Raw genomic sequence first — 16,525 nt, 5'->3', positions numbered from 1 at the left:
CAATCGGAGGTGCCACCGCGTTAATTTTTCCGTCCCCTGCAAACTTCCTGTTTGCAAAGTACTTTTTTTATGCGAAAAAAGGGGGAAACGAGAAGGATGGGACAGAAGAAAATTAGTTTTCAGATGGAAACGGTAGAAGGTGATATTCATACACCGATTTCAATTTTCCAAAAAATGAATGGACCCAAAAAGTTTTTACTTGAAAGCTCAACGTCCCACCATGACGAAGGAAGATATTCCTACATGGGGATGAGTCCTTATAAAGAAGCTATTTCAAGGGAAGCGTGCATTGAAATTAGAGAAGGTGTACAATCCCGAGAGCAAGATATAAGGTTAGTCGATTATTTAAAACAAGAGTTTATGTTCGAGTTCGAAGCAGATACGGAGATCCCCTTTATAGGAGGGGCAGTTGGCTACATGGGCTACGATATGATTCGACATTATGAATGGATTGGGGCTGTGCCGAAAGATACTCTAGGGATGCCGGATGCACACTTCTTGTTTTTTAAAGATATTTTCATTTTTGATCACCAGCAGCAAAAAATTCATCTCGTTACATCAGATGAGCAGCCAGAAGTCAGGTTGAGAGAGATGAAAGAATTGCTTAATAAACCACATACTGCAGAGGAAAAGAGTGTGGAACAACTATCTTTTACTTCTAATATGACAAAAGATCACTTTATAAAAATAGTAGAGGAAGCGAAACAAGCGATTATTAACGGTGATATCTTTCAAGTTGTTTTGTCTCAGCGTTATCAATCATCCTTTACTGGTCATCCATTGGGGGTGTATCGCCGCCTGAGACTTTCAAATCCTTCGCCATATATGTTTTATATAGATTTTAGTGATTATACTATCCTTGGATCTTCACCAGAAAGTTTAATAAGTGTTAGAGGGAAATCCGTAACGGTGAATCCAATTGCTGGTACGAGACCAAGAGGAGAAACGGATGAGGAAGATAAGAGTTATGCGGAGAACCTTCTTCATGATGAGAAGGAATTAGCAGAACATCGGATGCTGGTTGACCTAGGCCGGAACGATCTTGGTCGTGTTTGCGAAATTGGTTCAGTTGCTCTAAGCTCTACTATGAATATTGAACGCTACCGTCATGTCATGCATTTAACGTCGAAGGTGAGAGGCACCTTAAAGGCAGAGTTAACAGGTTTAGATGCGTTGGCATCCTGTCTCCCGGCCGGAACTGTCTCAGGTGCACCAAAGATAAGAGCGATGGAATTAATCAATGAGTTAGAAGAGTGTAAACGTGGTGTTTACGCTGGTTCCGTCGGCTATATTGGTTATGGCGGGGATCTTGATATGGCGCTGGCTATACGGACAATGGTCATTAAGGATGATCTTGCTTTCGTACAGGCGGGTGCAGGGATTGTCTATGACTCTGTTCCTGAAACGGAATATGAAGAAACGAAAAACAAAGCAAAAGCTTTGCTGGAGGTGCAAACGCATGATCCTATTAATCGATAATTATGATTCGTTTACTTTTAACTTATACCAGTATATAGGAGAGGTAGAGAGCGATATTCTGATTTTACGGAATGATGAGGTGACCATTGACGATATAAAAAAGCTGAATCCTGAAGCGATTGTCATATCACCTGGTCCAGGACGTCCTGAAAACGCTGGGATCTGTGTAGACGTAATTCGCACCTATTGTGCATCGATACCGATTCTTGGTATTTGTTTAGGGCATCAAGCTATTGCGGCTGCTTTCGGTGGTAAGGTAATCGGAGCCAAACGAATTGTTCATGGCAAGACCTCCGTTATGGTTCATACAGGAACTGGACTATTTACTGGATTAGAAGCGAATTTTGAAGCAATGCGCTACCATTCACTCGTTGTGGAGAAAGAAAGTCTCCCTAAAGAGTTTGATATTATAGCTTACGCTGCTGATGATGAAGAAATTATGGCGATCGAGCATCAGACATACGCTTTATATGGCGTTCAATTTCATCCGGAATCGATTGGAACTAAGACAGGAAAGTTGTTGCTGCATCAGTTTATCAAGAGAATAAGGGAGGAAAAATGTCATGAAACAGTTTCTTGAAAAACTATCACTGCATCAGCCTTTATCTACTATTGAAATAAATGAAGCAGCAGCAGCTATCTTTGCAGAGCATACGACTGAAACGGAGATAGCAGCATTCCTAATGGCACTTAAATCAAAAGGTGAAACAGCAACTGAAATAGCTGGTCTTGTGGATGTATTGCGGCAACAGGCTCTGCCAATTCAAACGCAAGCTAGAAATATTATGGACAATTGCGGTACTGGAGGAGACGGCTCACAAAGCTTTAATATCAGCTCAACTGCGGCATTCGTTCTGGCTGGTGCGGGAATAACAGTTGCTAAACATGGAAGCCGCAGTGTTTCAAGTAAAACCGGTAGTGCGGATGTCTTGGAAGAGCTGGGAATTAATATCTATCTGGAACCTGCGCAAATAGAAGAATCATTAGAAGAGATTGGCATAAGCTTTCTGTTTGCACCGTCAATCCAGCCTAATTTAGGGAGAATTACAAGGATAAGAAAGGAATTAAAAATCCCGACCGTCTTTAATTTGATTGGACCATTAACCAATCCAGTGAATCTACACTCACAACTAATCGGCGTGTATCGCAGTGATATGTTGGAATTGTTTGCGAATGTACTTAAAAAGCTCGGCCGTAAGCGGGCAGTAGCCGTAACCGGGGCTGGCAATATGGACGAAGCAAGTCTTCAAGGAGACAACAAAATGGTTCTTCTCAATGAAGGAGATGTCACTTCGTTCACCCTGCACCCAGAGGAAGTGAATTTACCGCTTTATCCCAATGATAAGATTCGAGGCGGCAGTGCCCATGAAAATGCAGCTATCATGATGAGCGTTTTGAAGAATGAAAAAGGCGCCTATCGAGATACAGTTATACTCAACGCTGGACTAGGAGTTTTCGCAAATGGAAAGGCTGCGACCATTTTAGAAGGCATTAACATCGCCCGGGAAAGCCTAGATAGCGGCAGTGCCCTTGCTAAACTAGAAACGTTAATTAGTTATTGTCAAAAAAAGAAGGTGGTTATGTAATATGGTAGATTTCTTAACTAAAATTCTGGATGCAAAACAAGAAGAAGTAAAAGAGCTCAAACGATATCCTAACCATATTCAAGAGCCTGCCCGAAAGGTTTCGTCCTTGGTTGAAGTCCTGTCATCATCATCAAAAATGCAGGTGATTGCCGAAATTAAGCGAGCTTCTCCATCAAAGGGTGTACTTAAACTCGAAGTAGATCCAGCACAGCAATCAACTGAGTATGAAGAAGCAGGAGCTGCTGCCATTTCAGTGCTGACTGATACTGCGTATTTTAAAGGGTCTACTGAGGATCTGGCCTTGGTCCGCCGTTCCGTAAAGCTGCCCTTGCTTTGTAAAGACTTTATTATTGATGAAATTCAGATTGACATTGCGAAGAAGGCAGGTGCTCAGGTTATCTTGTTGATTGTGGCAGCCCTGTCTCAAGAAAAACTTGAAAATTTGTATCATTATGCGAAGCTGCAGAACTTAGAGGTGTTGGTTGAGGTTCATAATGAACTAGAGTTAAATCAAGCGATGCTTCTTCACCCAGAATTAATTGGAGTCAATAACCGGAATTTAAAAACCTTTGAAATTGATCTTGAGGTAACTGACAGACTTGGTGCCATTTTAAAGAAAGCTGATCAACTGTTCATCAGTGAAAGTGGAATTAAAACACCTGCAGATGTGTTAAGAGTAAAAAAAGCTGGAGCAAAAGGAATATTAGTCGGTGAAGCATTGATGAAATCGACGGATGTAGCACAAAGTCTTGCTGCATTTCAGCTTTAATAGGAAGGAGAAGTGTATGAAGGTTAAAATATGCGGATTAACGTCTCTTGAAGCAGCTCAGACAGCAGAAAACGCAGGAGCCGATTTCCTTGGATTTATTTTTGCGGATAGTAAGCGGAAGATTAGTCCAGAAAAAGCAAAAGAAATTATTGAAAAACTGAATGGAAAAGCGTTAAATGTCGGTGTATTTGTGAATGAGAGCTTGGAAGAAATCGAAAGAATCCAACACTTTACAGGAATTGATATCATTCAGCTGCACGGACAGGAAAGTGTTGAAAAGGCAGGTTCCTTTTCGATACCTGTTATAAAAGCATTTTCTATCCACAACGAAGTGAATTTTAACAAGATCGATAATTATCCTGTTGATTATCAGCTGCTTGACCTTCCTAAAAATTCTGAATCTTCAAACGAAGAAACCTTGGATTGGCAGATGATTCATAGGCTTCGTCAATCTCGAAACCGACTGATATTAGCTGGAGGCTTAACACCAATGAATGTCTTTGAAGCAATTAAGTTGGTTCAGCCCTTTGCCGTCGATGTATCAAGCGGTGTGGAGACAAATGGTTATAAAGATCATGAGAAAATTAGATTATTTATTAAAAATGCAAAGAAATAATAAAGGGAGGCATTACTTATGAATGCAATGGATAGCTATTTACAACCAACTAAAGATGGTCATTTTGGGGAATACGGCGGTCGTTTTGTTCCAGAGACGTTGATGGCAGCAGTTCTTGAATTGGAACAGACCTATGAAGAGTCAAAAAAGGATGAGAGTTTTCAAAAAGATCTTGCCTACTATTTAAAAGATTATATAGGCCGTGAAACACCGCTCTTTTATGCGGCTAATTTAACAAAGATTGCTGGTGGAGCAAAAATCTATCTAAAACGTGAAGATTTGAATCATACCGGTGCACACAAAATTAATAATACAATTGGTCAAGCGCTTTTAGCACAAAGGATGGGTAAACAGAAAGTCGTAGCGGAAACAGGAGCCGGACAGCATGGTGTCGCAACGGCTACGGTTTGTGCATTATTGAATTTGGAATGTATCATTTTTATGGGGGCAGAGGATGTTGAACGTCAAAAATTAAACGTCTTTCGAATGGAGCTGCTAGGAGCTAAAGTAGTTTCAGTAGAACAAGGGAGTGCTACCTTGAAAGATGCAGTAAATGAAGCGCTTCGCTATTGGGTAGCGAACGTAACGGATACCCATTACATTATGGGGTCTGTACTTGGACCGCATCCATTTCCAGTGATTGTCCGTGACTTTCAAAGCGTGATCGGGATAGAAACAAAGCGGCAATATGCAGAAATCGAAGGGGGGTTGCCGGATTCAGTTGTAGCTTGTATTGGCGGCGGTAGTAATTCAATGGGAATGTTTTATCCCTTCATTGAAGACGAAAAAGTAAAGCTGATTGGTGTAGAAGCGGCTGGAAGCGGGATTGAAACCGGTCTTCACGCGGCGACTCTTACAAAGGGAACAAAAGGTGTTCTGCACGGAGCGCTGATGTACCTTTTGCAAAATGAAGATGGACAAATTCAGGAAGCACATTCCATTTCTGCAGGTCTGGACTATCCAGGGGTAGGACCAGAACATTGTTATCTTAAAGATCAAAACAGAGTTTCATATACTTCAGTGACGGATAAGGAAGCGCTAGAAGCTCTTCTGCTCCTCTCCAAGGAGGAAGGTATTATTCCTGCCCTTGAAAGTTCACATGCCGTTGCACATGCAATGAAGGTTGCTGCGAAAATGGAACAAAATCAGGGACTAGTCATTTGTTTATCTGGCCGCGGGGATAAAGACGTTGAAACCGTTCGTAGAGTGATGGGAGGGAACCAAGATGACAAATAAACTAGCAAATGCGCTGCGTAAAGGTGCAGACGAAGGGGAAAAGGCATTTATTCCTTATATTATGGCTGGTGATGGTGGATTAGATCAGTTGTTGAGCAGAATTACCAGGCTTGAAAAAGCAGGTGCTGCCGCTATCGAACTAGGTATCCCTTTTTCTGATCCAGTTGCAGATGGGCCAGTGATTCAACGGGCTGGATTAAGATCTCTCAAACAAGGGGTGACCCTAAAGAAGATTTTCAGCACTTTACATGAGATTCAGGATCAAATAACGATTCCTATTATCTTTATGAGCTATTTAAATTCAATTATGGCATATGGATTTGAACATTTTGCAAAAGACTGCGTTAATTCAGGCGTATCTGGCTGTATTGTACCTGATCTGCCTTTTGAAGAAGAGGGGATATTGAGGCCGGTCCTTAAGGAGTCAGGCATTGTGTTAATTCGTCTTGTAACACTAACAAGCCCTAAGGAGCGATTAAATAAAATTACAAAAGACGCTGAAGGATTTATATATGCGGTGACTGTTAAAGGAACAACTGGGACAAGAGAATCATTTGAGGATGAAGTGGGTGTTTATCTCCAAGAAGTTAAAGCATTAAGCTCTGTCCCCGTATTAGCGGGATTTGGGATATCTACGCCCGAGCATGTCAAACAAGCCTCTTCCTATTGTGATGGAGTCATTGTAGGGAGTAAAATTATTGACTTATTCGAAGAAGAAAATTATGAGAAAATGGAAGATTTGATTTCAAGCGCAAAGACAGCTGGGATAAAGTGAGCGACATGTAGGAGAGGATGCCCCATTTTTCGGGACATCCTCTCCTACTCTTTTAACATATCTAAGTGTTTAAGTTAATTTATATAAGGGTATTAGTTGAACAAAAGCATCGCGAATTATTTCGACAAATTTTTCATCTGTTATTTTCACAGCTTCTTCTTGAGGTATTTGAATTCCGCAAAGTATTTCAGCTTTTTTAACACTTTGTAAGCGCTGAAAAATTGATTCAAGTTCGTTAACGGATAAATCTTGATGTGGAAGCACGGCAGGTTTGGTATGATCAATTGACCAAACAAAGTTTGAAGGAATGGTCTCTTTTAATTTATCTGCAGCCTCCATCAGCGTTTTACCAAATTCGGCTTTTATTGGTGCTTCATAAATGACCGCAAACCAAACAAAAACGTGCGTTTCCCAAAGGCCGATTTGAAAATGGGGCACCATTTTGTATCCTCGTTTATTACCTGAAAAAGCAACCCATGTATCATTTGGAGGATTAACCTTCCTGCGTGCATGCTTGGCAACATGTGTAAACATTTCTTCTCCTGTTAGGACAGAAAGTTCCTGTGAAAAGAAATCGCCGAGAGCAATAAGCTTGGGTTGGATTTGTTCTTTTAAAGCCTCCATACGCTGATCGAGGCCATCAATTTTAAACACGCTGAAATCTTCTGCTGAAAAACTTGAAACGGACATATTATTCCTCCTACTTGCTTGTCTGAAGCATATTGTAGCATAATTAAAAGTAAAAAAGAAAAAATCCGCTTTCATTACGAGGGTATTCTCGTTTTTATATCTAAGGCAAATGCACAATTTTGTTGCGATTTTGGTGTAGACAACATACTATAAAACTAAATAAATAACTGAAAATTTAGTTAATTAAATTTAGTTAAATACCGAAGGGAGCAGATGGAATATGAAACAAGTTATGAATCAAGCTTTGAAGGCGAAGGAAGTAGAAAAACATAGAACAGCTGTTTTACGGATGGAAATGGATTATGAATTAGCTACTTTATTTGAGGCCATAGGCGAAGAAAATGAGCCAAAGAAAACCCAATGTAAACAAAAGCTTGAGCGGATCCGCTTAGAGTTATTAAGATTAAAGGCATTATAATTTCTACCTTTATATGACGAAGGAGATAAAGACGGATTCATGAATGAATATTATAGTTATTCTGTAGGTGGTAAATAGCGGACACTTGTTGTTTAATAAGTGAATCCGCTATTTATCATTAATGAAGGAATCGGTGGATACATAGAAAATGATAAAAAAAGTATAGAAACAGTATTTTTGGTAATAACTAACTCTAAAACTTGAAGCATCAACTAGTATTAGATAATCTGTAGATAGAAAGAACAGGGGGCGGGGGTTTTGAATATGGACAGAAAGAAAATTGATACATATGCCAAAGCTTGGGTTAAAGAAGCTGGAGAACGGTTGAGAGAATCCTTTAGTGAGGTATTAACAATTGAAACTAAATCTAATCGGAACGATTTAGTAACCAATTTAGATAAGGAAATAGAATTATTTTTTAGACAAAAAATAGCTGAAACCTTTAGTGACCATAAAGTGGTCGGGGAAGAGGCGATGGAGGCAAATTATTCAAACGTGTCGGGAGTTGTTTGGATTATCGATCCGATTGACGGGACAATGAATTTTGTTCACCAGCAGAGAAATTTTGCTATTTCTATCGGAATATACGAAGATGGTGTTGGGCAAATTGGCTTAATTTATGATGTAATACACGATGAATTGTATCATGCGATAAAAGGAGAAGGCGCTTATATGAATGAGCAGCGGCTGCCGATGCTTGAAGAGGTAGAAGTGAGCGATATGATTTTATCAATCAATGCAACCTGGATTGGTGAAAATAACCGGATTGATCCAAGTATTCTTACTCCTCTCGTTCGTGATGTGAGGGGGACGAGATCATATGGTTCAGCAGCGATTGAACTTGCCTATGTAGCTGCTGGGAGAACTGACGCATATATGACAATGAGGCTAGCTCCATGGGATTTTGCAGGCGGAGTCGTTCTTTTAAAAGAAGTCGGAGGAGAAGTCACGACTATGGATGATCAGCCGCTTGATTTTGTAAATGGCTCGTCTCTTTTTGCTTCAAAACCGGGCCTGCATAAACGGATTAATGAAACGTATCTTGCCAAATAGATGAATTACAGAAAAAAACGCCGATATAATCGGCGGTTTTTTTAATCAAAAAATATTTATTTAATTCTTTTGGGCATTACGGTTTTTTTTCTTTTGAGAAAAACCAAAGCCCATAATCCCACATAGTATAAACAGGCTGATAACCGCACCAAATATGCTTTTTTCAGCAATTGCTATACCAATAAATGAAATGCTTGCTGTTGCCAAAAGTGCCAGTATAAGGAAATTCCATTGGATATCTTTCACTATTATCACCTCGAATATATCTATTGTACATAATTTCATGCTTTGTTTCTACTATGTTTGTGATATAATATGTAAGTTAATGCTAAAGATAAGTTAAATAACTATCTAATCTAGGAGTGAATTTTTTGAAATTAAGAGAAAATATTCGAAATATAGCTATTATTGCCCACGTTGACCATGGTAAAACAACTCTAGTGGATCAATTGCTGAAGCAATCTGGTACATTTCGCGAAAACGAACACGTCGATGAAAGAGCAATGGATTCGAATGATCTAGAAAAAGAACGGGGTATCACGATTCTTGCTAAGAATACGGCTGTTCAATATAAAGATACACGAATTAACATTCTAGATACACCAGGTCACGCCGACTTCGGCGGTGAAGTGGAACGTATTATGAAAATGGTTGATGGTGTTGTCCTAGTAGTTGATGCATATGAAGGTTGTATGCCGCAGACACGCTTTGTATTGAAAAAGGCGTTGGAACAAAAAATCCAGCCAATCGTTGTTGTAAACAAAATCGACAAAGATTCAGCCCGTCCTCAAGAAGTTGTGGATGAAGTTTTAGATTTATTCATTGAGCTTGGTGCTGAAGACGATCAATTGGACTTCCCAGTTATCTATGCTTCAGGTATCTCAGGTACATCAAGTGTGGATCCAGATCCTGCTAAACAAGGTGAAGACATGGTTCCATTATTTGAAGCAATTATCGAAAACATTCCTGCACCTGTCGATAACCGCGATGAACCGCTTCAATTCCAAGTAGCATTGCTTGATTACAATGACTATGTTGGCCGTATTGGAGTAGGTCGTGTATTCCGTGGAACGATGCATGTGGGACAACAAGTTTCATTAATGAAGCTTGATGGTTCTGTTAAACAATTCCGCGTAACGAGTATCTTTGGATTTATCGGTCTTAAGAAAGTTGAAATCCAAGAAGCATTCCCTGGAGATTTAATCGCTGTTTCAGGTATGGAGGATATCAACGTAGGTGAAACTGTTTGCCCAACTGAGCATCCAGAAGCACTTCCAATTCTTCGTATTGATGAACCAACACTACAAATGACGTTCCTTGTTAATAACAGCCCGTTTGCTGGCCGTGAAGGCAAGTACGTTACAGCTAGAAAAATTGAAGAACGTCTGCGCACACAATTACAAACAGATGTAAGCTTACGCGTTGACAACACAGATTCTCCGGATGTTTGGATTGTTTCAGGTCGTGGAGAGCTTCATTTATCTATCCTGATTGAAAACATGCGTCGTGAAGGATTTGAGCTTCAAGTTTCAAAACCTGAAGTTATTGTTCGTACGATTGACGGAGTACGTTGTGAGCCGGTTGAACGCGTTCAAATCGATGTTCCTGAAGAGCATACTGGTTCAATTATGGAGTCAATTGGAGCACGTAAAGGCGAACTACTTGATATGATTAATAACGGAAGCGGCCAAGTACGTATGATCTTTAACGTTCCAGCTCGCGGACTAATCGGATATTCTACAGAATTCTTGACCATTACACGTGGATACGGAATTATGAACCATACGTTTGACAGCTACCAGCCAATGCAAAAAGGCCAAGTTGGCGGAAGACGTGAAGGTGTATTAGTTTCTATGGAATCTGGTAAGACAACTGCTTATGGTACAATGCAGGTTGAAGACCGTGGTATCATCTTTATTCCAGTAGGAACAGATATTTATGAAGGAATGATCGTTGGTCAACATAACCGCGAAAATGACTTGACTGTTAATATTGTTAAAGCTAAGCAAATGACAAATATGCGTTCTGCAAACAAAGACCAAACTTCAACGCTGAAAAAAGCAAAAGTCTTGTCACTTGAAGAGTCTCTAGAATATCTAAACGATGATGAGTATCTGGAAGTAACACCAGAATCAATCAGACTTCGTAAGAAAATTCTTGATAAGAGCGAACGTGAAAGAACAACTAAAAAGAAAAAAACCGCTGAGTGAATCTAATCAGGAGGGATAGCAATGGATGTAGGAGAGCGCCTATCGTTTTTCGCAGCCCTTTACCGGGTTGACGAAAACCCTGAAGCAGGAATGTGGTATTTATATTTGACGATTTGGGCCCTGTGTATCGTAGTATACCAGCTCGGATTTGCCAAAAAACTACCTTTATTAAAAAACCTAGTCATTTATGTGGTCATGGGTCTCGGCTGTACCGTTCTATCTTTCCTGGCCGTTTTCCTTCCAATGGGTGAATCTCTTTTGATTGCGGCAGCAGTACTCGGTATCTATCGTTTGCGCCGTCGTGATCATAGCGGGGAACAGGTATAAATGCAATCCATTCAAGATGCGTTATATAATTGGATGACGATTAAAGTAGTCTGTGATGCAAGACCTGATGATACGGCTGCTCTTGATACCTTGGCTTTTTTTGAAAAGCTGCTGGTAGAAAAAGAGATAATCATTCAGTCCCTATTCAAAGAGGAGCCTTTTTACTTCATTGAATATCTATATGAAAATGAAGTGAAAAAGCAGCGCTTCCCGATTGAAGTTATTGACGTAATGCTCAACCAGATTAAAGCAGAACCGGAGAAATACCGGAATCTTGAATAAAGCACAAATAACACCCCGGCATTATGCCGGGGTGTTATTTGTGTACCTAGAATGATTCCTCTAAGGGTTTACTTAGACCTTAGCTGCAGCCGCTAGGATACATGCGTAAAGCAAATGGGCAAGAGTCCAGAGAGTAAAGCCTATACCACTGATGGAGTCCACCTGACTGCTTCCTAGGCTGGTTAAAGGAAAGTAGAGGAGAATTGCCGGGATAATAACAATGACCGCAGTAAGCAAGCGCTTCAAAAAAGATGCATTCTTTTTTACCAGCATAGTGAATACCATTGCCACGAGAATAGAGACCATCAAATGAATCAAAAATTCGAGATACTCTGGTGGGTTTATATTTCTCTCAACTGGCTGGAAATTAATATTAAGTAATAAACGGTATACTTTATAGCCGCTTAGGAACTCAACGTATTTCATAAAGAAGCCAAGAAATAAGCCAGATAAAAGGCCGGCTGCCAATCCTTGTTTTACCTTAGGTCTAGCCCATTCCATGATTCCCTCTCCTTCAGCTTACCAATCGTCATCTTTCGTAACGGATCGATAAAGCTTGAAATTTCCAGTTGCAATTCGTGCCTTGGTTTTTTCTTCTATTCGAGTTGAGCATTCCTGACACATATATGTATGAATCGGCCGATTTCTTAATTTCTTTGCTTCTGGTGAATAATCGAGAATATCTTCTATCTTATCGCAAATAACACATTTAACATTCATAGCGAAACCTCTTTCAACATTTAATTAATGGATGTCCAATATAGTAGATACATTATAGCATGTTTTATACATTCTAAGTATTGTGAAAACATCTTACCTTGGAAGACCTTATTTGTTTGAATGTAAGCTAGGTTAAGACAACGTAAAAAAGACTGCTCAAATAATCAATTGAGTCAGTCGTTTGCAAACTATTACTCACTAGTAGAGTGTTTCTTTTGTTCTCTTTTTAATTGTTCTTGATTTTGTTTATTTAATGAATTACTTTGATTTTCTGTCGTTTTGGTAGGTGCTGGTTCATTTAGATCTCCCGGGATTTCAGGGATGATACGACTGGTGATATCGGAAAGTTCATTTAATATTCCACGGACAGGCTTACCGTTTTGTATATCTCTTGAAACTTCACGTATCCGCTCATTTAAATCCGGGTCTGCGACAACGATCGCATACGCACCATATGGGTCGTTCTGAAGCGCCTCTCCAACTGAATATTTAATGGTTCCCACCTGTGAGCGTTCTATATCATCATCAATGTCTATACCTACAAGGGCGTATTTTCCAATAACAACGGCCGTTGCGTCATTAACTAGAGGAATCGCTGCAGCTATTTGGGTCAACCTGTTTGCAACTTGTTTACCTGTTAATCGATTCGTTTCTTTGATCGTGGAATTTTTCACGGTAGTGACTTTATAATTATCGTCTTTTGTTTTTTCACTACTTTCATCTTGGGTGTTACAACCAGTAAGTATGAGTAAAACGGACAAAAGTAATATATATATTCTCATTTTTTTAAGGTCCTCCTTCTGTCAATTTTCTTTATAGTCTGTAAATGTTCTTCTATCTTTATGCAGGCAGACATATATTTTATCAACAGTCTCGTCCACTACATAAACTGGAGGTAGCAGGATTATGAAACAGATTTGACAAAGACCAGGCAGGGGGCGTCGTATTGGACAAAATTTACGTTTTAGATACTAATGTCTTGTTGCAAGACCCTTATTCCCTTTTTTCTTTCGGAGATAATGAGGTAGTCATTCCAGCGGTTGTGTTAGAAGAGCTGGATTCGAAGAAGAGATATATGGATGAAATAGGGAGGAATGCAAGGCAGGTATCAAAACTAATCGATGGATTTCGAGAACAGGGGCAGCTGCATCATGGGATTAAACTTCATAATGGCGGCTCACTTAGAATTGAATTAAATCATCGTTCTTTCCATGAACTTCAAGAAATATTTATTGAAAAAACAAACGACAACCGGATTCTTGCTGTTGCAAAAAATTTATCTTCTGAAGAAAAGGCAAAGGCAATTGGAAAGTCAGTCATCTTAGTGAGCAAGGATACCCTTGTTCGTGTAAAAGCAGACGCCATTGGATTGCTTGCTCAGGATTTCTTAAGTGATCGAGTTGTTGAATTAGATCATATATACAGCGGATTTTCTGAATTATTTGTCCCTGTCGATCTCTTAAATACCTTTTATGAAAAGGGAGGGCTGCCAGTAGCTGACCTCCCGAAAGGACCTTATTACCCAAATCAATTTATTTTAATGAAAGATAGTTTAGGTGGATCTTCTTCCGCTGTAGCAATCGTCGACCAAACGTGCAGCACAATAAAAAAACTGTTATTTGATCAAGATCATATTTGGGGCATCAGGCCAAGGAATGTTCAACAAATTATGGCTATGGAAATATTACTTCGAACGGATTTGCCGTTGATCACCTTAATAGGGAAAGCTGGAACAGGTAAAACGCTGCTTGCGTTAGCAGCAGGCTTAATGCAGACGGAAGATCTCGGGCGCTTTAAAAAATTATTAGTGGCACGTCCTATTGTTCCAGTCGGGAAGGATATTGGCTATTTACCTGGGGAAAAAGAAGAAAAATTACGTCCGTGGATCCAGCCAATATTCGACAATCTTGAATATTTATTTAACACGAAGAAACCTGGAGAATTGGATGCGATTTTAGCAGGGATGAAGTCGATTGAAGTGGAGGCACTGACGTATATCAGGGGAAGAAGCATTCCGGAACAATTCATTATTATCGATGAGGCTCAAAATCTTACTAAACATGAAGTGAAAACCATCCTGACACGAGTAGGAGAGAAAAGTAAAATTGTTTTAATGGGAGATACGGAGCAAATTGATCACCCGTACCTTGATGAATATAATAATGGACTTACCTATGTGGTAGAAAGTTTCAAGGATCAGCATATTGCGGGTCATATAAAGTTAATTAAAGGAGAGCGATCTGCTCTGGCTCAATTGGCTGCGAATATTTTATAAATTGTTCCTGTAACATCTAACGAAAACGGCAGACGAATAATCGTCTGCCGAAGTTGGGTTTATTTTAATGTAAAGGAACGAATGTCTTTAATTGGATTATTAATATTTGAACCATCGCCAAAATAAAGATAACAAGGACCATTCTCCTTAATAGGTTTGCCGTCAATTGAAAAACCAATAGCAAATGCTCTAGCTTCCTCTAGTGTAAAGATATGTTCTTGATCAGCAGTTTCAACAATGATGGTGGAGGCGTTATCATCTGGAACAGAATTATTTAAAAAAGGTTCGAATGGAATAACAAATGTTCCTTCTAAAAGTCTTTGTTTTTCAAACCTTTTTTCTGTTTTTAATGTGGGAGGCATAGTTGAACCTTCTCGAATCTCTTTCTCCCAATGTTTAGAAGCAGCAATTGTATATTCTTCTAACTCATCCACTTCAACCTTTTCGGCATGAAAGTATGCCTCAATTTCTACTTTACGGTCATCAAAGATCCATACCCCTGGATCAAGTGTAATTGGATATTTTACCTTGCCTTTTATAAATACAATGGATTCCACCTAGTTCATCCCTTTCTCTATTACTAGTACAATTATAAGCATATTTAACCAAAAAGCCAAAAAAAGTTGTAATAGGGAGAGAAACTGCGATAATATGAAGACAAATCTTTGGATTTCAACTTGTGATTCTAAATTGTCCTTATATAACCTTGCTTTTTCATAAAACTAAGGGTAAAATTTATAGATAAGATTTAATCGCTTCTTGAGCGGGGGGATTTAATATGGCATCTGAAATGCTTGTCAATCATCGAGAAAAAGCCTATGCACTGTTAAAAGCAGATGCTGAAAAAATTTTAAAATTAATTAAAGTACAAATGGATAACCTCACTATGCCTCAATGCCCTCTTTACGAAGAGGTTTTGGATACGCAAATGTTCGGCTTATCACGAGAGATCGACTTCGCTGTTCGTTTAGGCTTGGTGAATGGTGATGAGGGGAAAGCTCTCTTAGAAAAACTCGAAAGAGAATTATCCGTGCTGCACGAAGCATCTCTTAGGAAATGATAAGTGACGGCAGATGACTAAAGTCAAAACTCAAACTATTCTCATTTATGGTTTGAGTTTTTTTGTGTAAAAAAAATAGTATTTTGTGAGTTAAGTTTCATTTTTGAAAAAAAACGGGAGATAGTGTATTCTTTTATTGTGTTATAAGAATTTTCGTATTATTGTTTATTTAAGAAATATTGATGTTTTTTCGGTAATGGGTTAACAAGTTTACGATACATAGTAACCTGACGTACTGTGAAGAAAAGGTAACTGGTTCCGCCTGACTGAATTCAGGAGGGCTATGTCCTTTTTTTATATACAATTGAAAATTTATAGAAGTAGGTGTAATGATGGGAAATCGTATCAAAAAAGTACTTGCAGCAAACCGTGGAGAAATTGCAATTCGGATATTTCGTGCGTGTACGGAATTAGATATTAGAACTGTGGCTATTTATTCCAAGGAAGACCACGGGTCGTATCATAGGTTTAAAGCCGATGAAGCATACTTGGTAGGCAAAGACAAAAAACCAATTGATGCGTACCTAGACATTGAAGGAATTATTGAAATTGCGAAGAAAAGTCATGTCGACGCCATTCATCCTGGTTATGGATTCCTGTCTGAAAATATAGATTTTGCCCGCCGGTGTGAAGAAGAGGGAATCATCTTTATTGGACCCAAATCTCAACATCTAGATATGTTTGGAGATAAAGTGAAGGCACGCCATCAGGCAGTGCTCGCAAATATTCCGGTTATCCCGGGAAGTGACGGCCCGATTGACAATGTTGAAGAAGTCGAAGCATTCGGGGATAAGTACGGTTACCCCATTATAATAAAAGCTTCACTTGGCGGTGGAGGACGCGGAATGCGGATTGTGAATAATCCTGAAGAAGTTCGTGAGTCCTATGATCGTGCAAAGTCAGAGGCGAAAGCTGCCTTTGGTAATGATGAAGTCTATGTAGAACGTTTTATTAAGAATCCTAAACATATTGAAGTTCAAATTCTAGGTGATGAACATCAAAATATCGTCCATTTATATGAACGTGATT

At 39.3% G+C, this 16,525-nt stretch carries 21 protein-coding genes; 15 read left to right on the top strand and 6 right to left on the bottom strand.

Annotated features, from left to right (window positions below; all coding sequences use genetic code 11):
* Positions 1-69 precede the first annotated feature (69 nt).
* From trpE to trpA, 7 genes are read left to right on the top strand one after another with little or no spacing between them, the layout of a single operon-like run.
* A complete protein-coding gene (trpE, locus tag AC52RT_RS16750) occupies positions 70-1,479 on the top strand; it encodes an anthranilate synthase component I (protein WP_495541796.1) in 1,410 nt (469 codons plus the stop codon).
* On the top strand, positions 1,460-2,059 hold the full coding sequence (locus AC52RT_RS16745; protein ID WP_495541795.1) for an anthranilate synthase component II: 600 nt from the start codon (positions 1,460-1,462) through the stop codon (positions 2,057-2,059). Before trpE ends, AC52RT_RS16745 begins: the two co-directional genes overlap by 20 nt.
* The gene (trpD, locus tag AC52RT_RS16740; RefSeq protein WP_495541794.1) at positions 2,043-3,065 is read left to right on the top strand and encodes an anthranilate phosphoribosyltransferase; all 1,023 of its coding nucleotides are present in this window, start codon (positions 2,043-2,045) and stop codon (positions 3,063-3,065) included. The genes AC52RT_RS16745 and trpD overlap by 17 nt, the downstream gene beginning before the upstream one ends.
* 1 nt (position 3,066) lies before the next feature.
* On the top strand, positions 3,067-3,834 hold the full coding sequence (gene trpC / locus AC52RT_RS16735) for an indole-3-glycerol phosphate synthase TrpC (RefSeq protein WP_495541793.1): 768 nt from the start codon (positions 3,067-3,069) through the stop codon (positions 3,832-3,834).
* 16 nt (positions 3,835-3,850) lie between these two features.
* Entirely contained in the window at positions 3,851-4,450 is a 600-nt protein-coding gene (locus tag AC52RT_RS16730; protein WP_495541792.1) for a phosphoribosylanthranilate isomerase, read from the top strand.
* Positions 4,451-4,477: 27 nt separating this feature from the next.
* Positions 4,478-5,686: a tryptophan synthase subunit beta gene (gene trpB, locus AC52RT_RS16725; protein WP_495541797.1), complete on the top strand. Its 1,209-nt coding sequence runs from the start codon at positions 4,478-4,480 to the stop codon at positions 5,684-5,686.
* Positions 5,676-6,461, top strand: a complete 786-nt coding sequence (gene trpA, locus AC52RT_RS16720) for a tryptophan synthase subunit alpha (RefSeq protein ID WP_495541791.1) — start codon at positions 5,676-5,678, stop codon at positions 6,459-6,461. The genes trpB and trpA overlap by 11 nt, the downstream gene beginning before the upstream one ends.
* A gap of 69 nt (positions 6,462-6,530) precedes the next feature.
* Here trpA and AC52RT_RS16715 read toward each other — a convergent pair whose 3' ends face one another.
* On the bottom strand, positions 6,531-7,151 hold the full coding sequence (locus AC52RT_RS16715; protein ID WP_495541790.1) for a YktB family protein: 621 nt from the start codon (positions 7,149-7,151) through the stop codon (positions 6,531-6,533).
* 220 nt (positions 7,152-7,371) lie between these two features.
* Between AC52RT_RS16715 and AC52RT_RS16710 the strand changes: the two genes are divergently transcribed.
* Together AC52RT_RS16710 and AC52RT_RS16705 are read left to right on the top strand one after the other, a co-directional pair.
* Positions 7,372-7,569, top strand: coding sequence for a YkzI domain-containing protein (locus AC52RT_RS16710; RefSeq protein ID WP_040374156.1), 198 nt, complete (start codon positions 7,372-7,374; stop codon positions 7,567-7,569).
* A 264-nt stretch (positions 7,570-7,833) separates the two neighbouring features.
* Positions 7,834-8,622 (top strand): inositol monophosphatase family protein, encoded by a 789-nt coding sequence (locus tag AC52RT_RS16705; protein ID WP_495541789.1) that lies wholly within the window; start codon positions 7,834-7,836, stop codon positions 8,620-8,622.
* 60 nt (positions 8,623-8,682) lie between these two features.
* Here the strand turns inward: AC52RT_RS16705 and AC52RT_RS16700 are convergent, their stop codons facing one another.
* Entirely contained in the window at positions 8,683-8,868 is a 186-nt protein-coding gene (locus AC52RT_RS16700) for a YlaF family protein (RefSeq protein ID WP_495541788.1), read from the bottom strand.
* A gap of 125 nt (positions 8,869-8,993) precedes the next feature.
* On the opposite strand from AC52RT_RS16700, the gene typA reads away from it, so the two are divergent.
* Genes typA through AC52RT_RS16685 form a run of 3 tightly spaced genes read left to right on the top strand, consistent with a single transcriptional unit; the run spans position 8,994 to position 11,441 of the window.
* Entirely contained in the window at positions 8,994-10,832 is a 1,839-nt protein-coding gene (gene typA, locus AC52RT_RS16695; RefSeq protein ID WP_475727879.1) for a translational GTPase TypA, read from the top strand.
* Between the two features lie 21 nt (positions 10,833-10,853).
* Complete coding sequence (locus tag AC52RT_RS16690; protein WP_475727880.1) at positions 10,854-11,159, top strand: YlaH-like family protein; 306 nt, start codon at positions 10,854-10,856, stop codon at positions 11,157-11,159.
* The gene (locus AC52RT_RS16685) at positions 11,160-11,441 is read left to right on the top strand and encodes a hypothetical protein (RefSeq protein WP_495541787.1); all 282 of its coding nucleotides are present in this window, start codon (positions 11,160-11,162) and stop codon (positions 11,439-11,441) included.
* A 72-nt stretch (positions 11,442-11,513) separates the two neighbouring features.
* Here AC52RT_RS16685 and AC52RT_RS16680 read toward each other — a convergent pair whose 3' ends face one another.
* From AC52RT_RS16680 to AC52RT_RS16670, 3 genes are all read right to left on the bottom strand, one after another.
* Positions 11,514-11,942, bottom strand: coding sequence for a hypothetical protein (locus AC52RT_RS16680; protein WP_495541786.1), 429 nt, complete (start codon positions 11,940-11,942; stop codon positions 11,514-11,516).
* A gap of 18 nt (positions 11,943-11,960) precedes the next feature.
* The gene (locus AC52RT_RS16675; RefSeq protein WP_340849437.1) at positions 11,961-12,161 is read right to left on the bottom strand and encodes a YlaI family protein; all 201 of its coding nucleotides are present in this window, start codon (positions 12,159-12,161) and stop codon (positions 11,961-11,963) included.
* 191 nt (positions 12,162-12,352) lie between these two features.
* Positions 12,353-12,943: a YhcN/YlaJ family sporulation lipoprotein gene (locus tag AC52RT_RS16670; RefSeq protein WP_495541785.1), complete on the bottom strand. Its 591-nt coding sequence runs from the start codon at positions 12,941-12,943 to the stop codon at positions 12,353-12,355.
* Between the two features lie 164 nt (positions 12,944-13,107).
* Between AC52RT_RS16670 and AC52RT_RS16665 the strand changes: the two genes are divergently transcribed.
* On the top strand, positions 13,108-14,436 hold the full coding sequence (locus AC52RT_RS16665; RefSeq protein ID WP_495541784.1) for a PhoH family protein: 1,329 nt from the start codon (positions 13,108-13,110) through the stop codon (positions 14,434-14,436).
* Between the two features lie 59 nt (positions 14,437-14,495).
* Here the strand turns inward: AC52RT_RS16665 and AC52RT_RS16660 are convergent, their stop codons facing one another.
* The gene (locus AC52RT_RS16660; protein WP_495541783.1) at positions 14,496-14,993 is read right to left on the bottom strand and encodes a peptidyl-prolyl cis-trans isomerase; all 498 of its coding nucleotides are present in this window, start codon (positions 14,991-14,993) and stop codon (positions 14,496-14,498) included.
* 221 nt (positions 14,994-15,214) lie between these two features.
* On the opposite strand from AC52RT_RS16660, the gene AC52RT_RS16655 reads away from it, so the two are divergent.
* Positions 15,215-15,496 carry an Fpa/YlaN family protein gene (locus AC52RT_RS16655; protein WP_340849444.1) on the top strand — a complete coding sequence of 94 codons (282 nt, stop codon included), beginning with the start codon at positions 15,215-15,217 and terminating at the stop codon, positions 15,494-15,496.
* A gap of 332 nt (positions 15,497-15,828) precedes the next feature.
* Positions 15,829-16,525 (top strand): biotin carboxylase N-terminal domain-containing protein (locus AC52RT_RS16650; RefSeq protein ID WP_495541782.1); only part of this gene is annotated, 697 nt, incomplete at its 3' end.

Source organism: Peribacillus sp., assembly GCF_059453735.1.
The sequence above is the reverse complement of the archived record's forward strand: the minus strand, read 5'-3'. Positions and strand labels throughout refer to the sequence as shown.